Below are 8,731 nucleotides of genomic sequence, written 5' to 3' on the forward strand. Positions count from 1 at the left end.
GAAAAATGTGTCATCCATCAGACACAAACGATCGATGTACGCTTTGTATCGCACCTTCTGTTCGTCCATTCGCATCACCTCTCTGCCGAACACGCACGTTAAATTTCTGCTTCTTACCTCGATTATATGCAGTGCTTCTCGCTTTGTCAAATGTCATGAAACCCTGTCAAGTATACGAAGCAGGCGGTCTTCAGGAAGGAAGCGGGCGATCGCGTCTGCCAGTGCGTCGATGAAGCCTTCGAAGTGGTTTGTGCGCACGGCGAGCCATGCGACGGCGGCGAGGATGCTTTTTTGAAGCGGCGCGTCTTGTCCGGCGCTCTCCCAAGCAGTCGGCGCATACGGGGCGCTTTCAGCCAACGCGGCATCAGCAAGCAGGATGAATTCGAGCATCTTGTAAAGCACGACGAATACTTCATAGTTTGCCAAGAGGCTCGTGCCGCCCGTCAAGGGGTATCGCCCGAGCAAAAATTCGTTGACGAGCCAGTTTTCCAAGACATGCGCCTGCTTGGCAAGGATGCGCTTCTTATAGCGTCTGCGCCGTTTTGACAATGCGTCGATCGCCTCTTTTGCACAAGACGCAGCGGTTTCCTGCGCTTTTCCTGCAGATTCTTCACCGAAGGCGGCGCGGATCATCGCCAGGTATGCCGTCGTTTCGGGCAGATCGTCCTCGGTCGCCTGCGCCAGGGCGGGGAATAGGCGCAGGAAAAAGTGCATATACTGCGCCGCATCGAAGGGATTCGCAGCGAGAAGATCCTGCGCTTGTCCTGCCGCAGCTTCGGCGATTGCCGCTGCATCTTTCGCCAAGGCTTCTGCCGCTCCTTGCTCGACGTACGCTTCGGCGCGTGCGAGCAGCAGCCCGAGCGCCGCGAGCCGTGCATCGAGCGTAAGGCGGCGCTCCTTTAAGAGCGCGATGCCTGCGATCTGCAAAGCGCGGAAGGATTCTGCCGACAGCGGTGCGCCGAGCGGCGTGTCGTCTACATAGGCGGGACGCGGCGCAGCGATCTCGATCCACTCAAGTGCCATCGGCTCTTCGGCGAACAAGACTTCTTCCGCTGCCACGGGACAGCTCAGACACAGGGCGCGGTCGAGCGTCTCGCCGATACGGTGCATCTTGCGCGGGTACTCGGCGCAGACGTCGGAGATCGCGCCGACGCCGAAGCGGCGATGCAAGGAGCAAAGCCCGTCCGCACGCAAAAAAACGCAGCGTTCGTTCTCGTGGCGCATGATCCAGCCGCCCGTCGCTTCGCTGCGTTCCAGCCCTCTTTTCAATTCCTGCAAAAGCTCCGGCTTTTCTTCATAGCGCGCCAATGTCGCCGCATCGAGCGCAACGCCCCACTTCGCACGGCAGCAGAGCGAGCCGCAGCGTCTGCCGTCGCAGGCGAAACGGTGCATGTAGACGGGCTGCAGGCACATGCGCGGCGCGGCGGCAGGCACGTCGATGACGGACGCCGCGCCGCCGCTTCCCGCGCACAGAGCCGCACGTTTCGCCGCATCTTCCCATGCTTGTTTCACGCTTCCGCCTCCTTGAAGTAGGCGGCGATCTGCGCCGTCATCCGCGCAGCGACGTCCTCGCCCGCCTGCCATGCTTTTGCCCACGCGACGGTGTGCGCGACAGCCTCTTCGATATGCCAGCGCGGCTGCCAGCCGAGACGCGCCTTGATGCGCGAGGAATCGAGCTTCAAGAAGCCCGCTTCATGCGGTGCGCCGCCTTCTTTCTCGGCACGCCACGACGCGCCCTCGCCCCATGTGCGGCAAAAAAGCGCGGCAAGTTCGCCCGTCGTCACGCAGTCGGCATCTTCCGGCCCGACGTTATAGCTTCCGGCAAACGCGGCGTCATGCCACTGCACATGCGCGATGCGAAGGTAGGCGGACAAAGGCTCCAATACGTGCTGATAGGGGCGCGTCGAGGCGGGATTTCTAAGGACGACGGCGCGTCCTTCGCTCGCCGCGCGGATGCAGTCGGGCACGATGCGCTCGGGCGAGAAGTCGCCGCCGCCGATGACGTTGCCCGCGCGCGCCGTCGAGATGCGCACGCCGCCGTCCGCGAAGAAGCTCTGGCGGTAGCTCGCCGTCACGAGTTCCGCACAGCTCTTGCTGTTCGAGTACGGGTCGAAGCCCATGAGCCGCTCGTCCTCACGATAGCCCCACACCCATTCCTTATTTTCATAAACCTTGTCCGTCGTCACGTTGAGAACGGAGATAACCGTATCGCTCTTTCTGACGCACTCTAAGATGTGCGCCGTGCCCATGACGTTCACGGCATACGTATCGACGGGCGTGCGGTAGCTCTCGCGCACGAGCGGCTGCGCGGCGAGATGCAGCACAATCTCGGGCCGCGTCTCGCGAAACGCACGCTCCAGCGCGGCGAGATCGCGCACATCACCCGCAATCGAGCGCATCTTTGCAGCAAGGCGCAGCTTCTCAAAGAGAAGCGCTCCCTCCGCTGTCGGCGAAGCAAGCGAAAAGCCTGTAAGATGCGCCCCCGCGCCGAGCAGAATACGCGAAAGCCATATTCCCTTGAATCCCGTATGCCCCGTGACAAACACGCGCTTGCCGCGATAAAAGGCGAGATCATCCTGCCGCGTCATTCTTTTCATCAACGCTCATCCCTCCGTCACGTCACAATTCTCTGCCGTACTCGGCAACAAAGATCTGCCGCGTCTTTTCCCATGCGTCATCGAGACGCTTGCAGCCTGTCTCGTGGATGCACGGCGGCTTTTCAAAATACGGTATCATGAGGCGCAGACCTCGCCGCCGATACTCCATCGACGCCGAAAGGTCGTAAAAATGCCAGCCGTCAAACAGATCTTCGCGCCACGGCACGTCCGTCTGCGTCGCCAGAAAGATCCCGTCGAGTGCATCCACTTCAATGCCTACGTGAGGCACAGGACGCTTCTGCATCAATTCCATCGCTTCCGGATGGCGAACATGCCAAAGAGATCCGTAGCACTCTTTCGATTCCCACCATACGCCGTCCGCCGGTATATGACGGCAGCCCGCCAGACCGATGAGTCCAACCGCGGGATTCGCATGAAAAACCTCCACCATGCGGCGAAGAATGCTTTTTTCCGTCAGCAAGATATCCTGATGCATATACACTTTATAAAGCGCCGAAGATGCGCGGCGCGCCGCCTCGTATCCCGCCGCCATCGAGGGTGCGCCGCGTACGGGTACGACTTCCGCCGAAAATCCCTGCGGCATATCCAAGTGACGCAGATAGCGCACACACTCGGCGTACATCTCCTCGTCGTTTACACAGGAAATAAAGGCGATCTTCTTCGCGTCCTCGTTCATCCGAACAGCCCCTCTTTCTTCAGTCGGTCAAAGAGCGCCGCCGCATCCGCCGCGACGCTTCGGACAAAGGCTTCCAGATACTTGCCGTCCATGCCGCTTCGAATAAGCAGCTGCCGCAGCGCCTCGACGGTCGCCATCTCTTCGATACCGTTCTCCAAGCGATGCAAAAGACGCGCCAAAAGACGGCGTTCCTCTTCCGTATAGCGCGCCTTGAGACGTACGATATGCAGGGGGATCACCGTCAGACGAAGGATCCACCAAGAGACTTCCAGAGCTCTTTTCTCGTTTCCCACGCCGCATTCCCTAAGCAGTCGGAGCAGCTCCGGCTCGCCTTCCTCTAGGAGCATACGCGCGGTGAGACCTTCATAATGGGCAAGTTTCGCAAGGCGCACGATCTCCTCAAAAGAGAACAGCCGTCCCTGCCCCTGCAGCAGAGGATTTGCGCCGTAGCGCAATTCTCCCGCAAAATGCGACTGAAAAACACTCCAATGGCAGGGATTGCGAAAAGGTACGAGGACACTGCCATCGGATGTGAGAAAGGTTTGCAGAAATTCCAGCAGACATTCCGGCTCAGACAGTTCTTCGATGCCGGGCGCAAGCACGATCATGGAAAAACGCTCCCGCCAAGTCTCCGGCATCTCCTGTTTCTTCCCTGCCGTTTCGAACGCGACGTCTGAAAAATCCTGGCGAAACCGCTCTTCCCACGGCATCGTCATGCCAAAGAGCAGGGCGTCTTGGGAAGTCCGCTCTTGGAAGAACTTCGCCATTTCTGTATAGACGGCTTCATTGAAAGGTATATCCAACATCGTATCGCCTCCACGTCCGCTTATTTCGGCGTCCCTGAACCATTACACGGTTCGGCGCCGCGCCGTATGATCGTCACATCCCTTCCTCAAAGACGCAGATCGGCGCACGACTGCCCTTCTTCACCTGCTGCTGCAGCAAATGATATGCGTCCAGCACCGTACGCGGCTCGATCGCGGCGATGCAGTGCGCTTCATCCATGTGTTTGCAGCCGTAGGGGTCTCGCGGCTCCGTCCTGCAGTCCGCCAATGCCCGTGCGGGCTGCACAATGACCGATGCCGTCCGGTAGGGGTAGTGACATGTGAGAACCGCTTTTTCATCGAGCGGCAAATCGGCGCCATAGCAGCAGATCTCCAGCACGGGCAGCCCAATGACCGCCGCCATGTGCATCAGGCTCGTATCGTTGCCGATATACGCCGAGCAAAGCGTGACGGCAGAAGCCGTCTCACGGAAGTCAAGCGCGCCTGCAAGCGCCAGCGCGTGCGCCGCACCGAGCATACGCGCCGCCTCTGCCGCCTCCGCCGCATCATCCTTGCCGCCTAAGAGCAGAAAAAACGCCGTCGGCTCCTCCGCCAACAAGAGCCGAAGGAATGCGCCATAAGCGGATGGAGGCCAATGTTTGCGCCGCGTGCTGCCGCCCAGCCCTATGGCGAAGAACTTGCGCTGCACGAGCGGCGCGCCAAGCCGCGCGAGCTTTTCGCGCACACCCGCGATGTCCTCTTTCGTCAGCCAAAGTTCCAGCGAGCGATCTGCCACAGGCGCACCAAGGAGCTGATCGAGCTGATCGAAGCAGCGCTCAACCATGTGCAGCGGGCGCATCGGCTCTTTCAAGGGGCGCGTCAAAAGCGCGGCGCAGTCCCCGAGCGAAAGCCCGCCCTCGGAGAAATCTCCCGGATGACCGATGCGTTCCTTCGCGCCCGTCATGTAGGCGAGCAAATAGGCGCTCGGATAATGACCGAATACAAAGGCGAGGTCGAAGCGCTGCCGCAGGAGATGCTCCGTCGCATAGTCGGTATGCGCCGAAAAAAGCTCCGGCAGAGGGCGCAGCACGGGCAAATGTTCGTTGCCGAGCAGGAAGTCGATGTACGGACACTGTTCGGCGAGCTTAAAGGCGGGCGGGAAGATGACGAGGGTGACAGCCGCCTGCGGATAGAGACGGCGAATTTCTCGCAAAACGCCGGAAAAGCAGATGAAATCGCCGACTCCTGCATCCATGATGACAAGAATTTCTGTTTTCTCGCCAACGGTGCGCGGCGTGCGATATCCGGCCTCCGCAAAAGCAGGCTCCATCACTTGCATAAATTCCTGCGCCGGAAACGGCGCCTGCATAAAAAGGGATGCGCCGAAGGTGCGAAACGCTGCGAGAATGTTCTCCATAAAGCGCCCTCCTCTTACATCTTCACGGCTTCTTGCAGAACCTCCGCCATATAGTCGAGCTGCGCATCCGTCATGCCCGGGTAGACGCCGAGCCAGAAGGTGTCGTTCATGATGCGGTCGGTCTCCGTAAGCTCGCCGACGATGCGGTAGCCGCTTCGGGCTTCGCGCAGGGAATCAAAGCACGGATGCTTGACGAGGTTGCCCGCGAAAAGCATCCGCGTCTGTATGCCATGCGCTTCCAAGGCGCGAACGATCGGCTCTCTTTCGACTCCCTCGCGGCAGGTCAGAAGGAAGCCAAACCAGCTCGGTTCACTGTGCGGACACGGCTCGGGCAGGATCAGCTTATCTGCGACGCTGCAAAGCGCCGCTTTGAGATGCGCGAAGTTGCGCCGCCGCTTTTCGATGAAGGATGGCAGCTTTTTGAGCTGCGCACAGCCGACTGCCGCCTGCATATCCGTGACCTTGAGGTTGTAGCCGAAGTGCGAGTAAACGTACTTGTGGTCATAGCCTTTCGGCAGTTCGCCGTACTGCCCGTCGAAGCGATGACCGCAGAAGCCGTCCTCTCCCGGCGGGCATACGCAGTCGCGCCCCCAGTCGCGCAGCGAACGCAGGATGCGAAAAAGCAGCGGATCGCGCGTGTAGACAGCGCCGCCCTCGCCCATCGTCATGTGGTGCGGCGGATAAAAGCTCGACGTGCCGATGTCGCCGATCGTGCCCGTACAGCGCTGCTCGCCGTCGAGCGCATAGCGAGAGCCGAGCGCGTCGCAGTTGTCCTCGATGAGCCACAGCCCGTGCCGCTCACAGAAATCCTTGACTGTCCGCAGGTCAAAGGGGTTGCCGAGCGTATGCGCGAGCATGACGGCGCGGGTCTTGGGCGACAGGGCTTCTTCAAGCCGCGTGACGTCGATGTTGTACTGCGGAATCGTCACATCGACAAAGACGGGAACGGCGCCGTACTGCAAGATCGGCGCAACCGTCGTCGGGAAGCCTGCTGCAACCGTGATGATCTCATCGCCCGGACGCACGGCGCGATCGCCCAGAAGCGGCGAGGTCAACGCCATAAAGGCGAGGAGATTCGCCGCAGAACCCGAGTTCACCGCGAGCGCATGGCGCGTGCCGAGGAAAGAGGCAAGCTCTTTCTCGAACGCTGCGGCATAGCGTCCTGCCGTCAGCCAAAACTCCAAAGCACTGTCCGTCAGAGCTTCGATTTCCTCGTGGTCGTAGACGCGCCCTGCGTAGGGAATGCGCCCGCCGCGCTGCCACGGGGCGGGTCTATGATACTCGTCTGCATACGCACGCACGAGTGCGATGATCTTATCGTGAAGCTCCTGCCTTTTCTTTTCTCTTTCTTTCATCTCGTCATCTCCCTCGGGCGCGCAGAACCGTCTCAATAAGTTCCGCCTGCTCAAACAACTTCTTGCGCCGCATACCGCTTTCCTCCGACGCACGCGCACGCAGAAGCTTCGCCCATTCCCGCGCACACGCGATGTGAACGGCAGGGTCGTTGCTCGACTGATCCGCATGTTTGCGGAAGTAACTCAGCGTGTCGACGATATAGATGAGATCCCCCTTCTTCAATAGCCGCATCCAGCACTCGACATCGAGCAGCGCCGTCGGCGGCTCTTCGCTCAGGACCTCACGCACCGTCTCCTTTGCCGCACGCGGCAAGAGCACGGTCGTGAACTCGCCGATAAAGTTCGCCTGCTTTTCCAAGAGTCCGTTGATCGCCATCTCGCCCGGAATACGCGACGTCTCTTCGACCGGCAGGGGATCAACGGCGGGGTCGGCGACGACGGCGCCCGTCTCGTCGATGGAGCGACGGTGCGAGGTCACGAAAGCGATGCCGTCCTCCATACTGAACACGTCTGCCATGCGCTCGATCTTCTCGGGCGCATAGAGGTCATCGTCGAAGAGATAGGCGAAGTATTCGCCGCGTGCTCTTTCGAGCGGCGCCAGCCAGTTCTTCAAAGGCGGAAGTCCTGCATCGTGCGTGTAGTGAATGCGCTCGTCCGCCGCATACTCCTTCATCAGCTCCGCCGTGCGGTCATCGCCGCTGTTGTCGCTGACGATGATCTCGATGTGGCGATACGTCTGCGCGAGTGCGCTCTCAAGTGCGCAGCGGAAAAGCTCCGGCCGCTCATGCGTCGGAATGAGGATGCTCACGAGCGGCAGCGCCTCCGTCGCATACTCTGCAAGGAAAGCCTGCCTTCCTGCCTCATCGGCAGGAAAACTGTCGCCCAGAAACTCCACGAGCGGCTCGTCGCACCGCAGTACAGCCGAACGCAGCCCGCGGCGACGAAACTCCAAGCACTGCGCAGCATCGAAGAACGCCGCCCCGCGGAAGAGATCCTCGCGCCACGGCACATCCATCTGCGTCGCCATGAGGAAGCCGTCGACGGCGAGCACGTCCTCCGCTTCACCGAGCACCATGCCCCAGGATACTGTGCGCCCCTCCGCAGCAAGCCGCAGGGAGCCGATGCGCCGCGTGGAGTGAAACGCGATGCCGTCGGGCGGCAGAAGCTTCGTGCCGGAGATGCCGAGGATGCCGAGATCGGCGTGCTTTTCAAAGAGGTCAATGATGCGCACCAAAAGGCGCGGCTCCAAGATGCGCACACGCTCGTCGAGATAGACCTTATACTTCGCCGCGCTCGCTTCCATCGCCTGCCCGTAAGCCGCCGCCATGCCCGCCTTGCCCTCGACCTCGACAAGCTCCATCGTGAAGCCTGCGGGCTGCTCCAAAAGGCGCAGCGACATCAAAAGTTCTGCGGGAAGAGCCGCGCCTTGACGCGCGACAATGACGGCGATCTTCTTCGCGTCCTGCATGACGTGCAGCGGCTCCGTTTCCTGCATCTCCTGTCCCTGCTCTCTCTTTTCCTTATTCATCCATGCACGCTCCGTCCTTTCATTCGCTCAGACCGTACCACGACTTTCGCAGCGCACGTTTTTCCTTCCAAACCTCGCCGCGCGTATCAAACGACGCCGTATGCGCCCGCGCGATCGCCAAAAAATGCGCCAAAAGCACCGCATCTTCCACTTCCTGCGACATGTCCGTGCGCGAGAAAATCTGCATCTTCGGCTCACGCAGATCGACGCCGCCGTCCTCGTCGACCGCCTCTTGCGATTCGAGCCGAAACTCATGCTCCGCCGTGCGAATGCAGAGTTTATACGTCTGTCCGGGGAAGATCGAATTGCTGACGACATGATCGCGCTCCCTGCCGCCCAGAGCTTTCGGCAAATTGCCGTCGAGATGCGCGGG

Annotated in this window: 7 protein-coding genes and 1 pseudogene; all 8 read right to left on the reverse strand. The window is 60.5% G+C overall.

Features of this window, described 5'->3' with window-relative positions:
* Nucleotides 1-153: 153 nt before the first annotated feature.
* Nucleotides 154-1,512, reverse strand: coding sequence for a flagellin lysine-N-methylase (fliB, locus tag ACTTKG_RS07240; protein WP_442673565.1), 1,359 nt, complete (start codon nt 1,510-1,512; stop codon nt 154-156).
* Nucleotides 1,509-2,597: a CDP-glucose 4,6-dehydratase gene (rfbG, locus tag ACTTKG_RS07245; protein ID WP_442673571.1), complete on the reverse strand. Its 1,089-nt coding sequence runs from the start codon at nt 2,595-2,597 to the stop codon at nt 1,509-1,511. The genes fliB and rfbG overlap by 4 nt, the downstream gene beginning before the upstream one ends.
* 22 nt (nt 2,598-2,619) lie before the next feature.
* On the reverse strand, nt 2,620-3,294 hold the full coding sequence (locus tag ACTTKG_RS07250) for a glycosyltransferase family protein (protein WP_442673566.1): 675 nt from the start codon (nt 3,292-3,294) through the stop codon (nt 2,620-2,622).
* Complete coding sequence (locus tag ACTTKG_RS07255; protein WP_442673567.1) at nt 3,291-4,100, reverse strand: hypothetical protein; 810 nt, start codon at nt 4,098-4,100, stop codon at nt 3,291-3,293. Before ACTTKG_RS07255 ends, ACTTKG_RS07250 begins: the two co-directional genes overlap by 4 nt.
* Before the next feature lie 73 nt (nt 4,101-4,173).
* A complete protein-coding gene (locus ACTTKG_RS07260) occupies nt 4,174-5,475 on the reverse strand; it encodes a glycosyltransferase family 9 protein (protein WP_442673568.1) in 1,302 nt (433 codons plus the stop codon).
* 14 nt (nt 5,476-5,489) lie between these two features.
* Nucleotides 5,490-6,830, reverse strand: coding sequence for a lipopolysaccharide biosynthesis protein RfbH (gene rfbH / locus ACTTKG_RS07265; RefSeq protein ID WP_442673569.1), 1,341 nt, complete (start codon nt 6,828-6,830; stop codon nt 5,490-5,492).
* A 4-nt stretch (nt 6,831-6,834) separates the two neighbouring features.
* The gene (locus tag ACTTKG_RS07270) at nt 6,835-8,358 is read right to left on the reverse strand and encodes a glycosyltransferase (RefSeq protein ID WP_442673570.1); all 1,524 of its coding nucleotides are present in this window, start codon (nt 8,356-8,358) and stop codon (nt 6,835-6,837) included.
* Between the two features lie 19 nt (nt 8,359-8,377).
* A pseudogene (locus tag ACTTKG_RS07275) lies at nt 8,378-8,731 on the reverse strand (sulfatase-like hydrolase/transferase); the annotation flags it as partial.

Source organism: Selenomonas sp. (genome assembly GCF_052169755.1).
Classification (GTDB): Bacteria; Bacillota; Negativicutes; order Selenomonadales; family Selenomonadaceae; genus Selenomonas.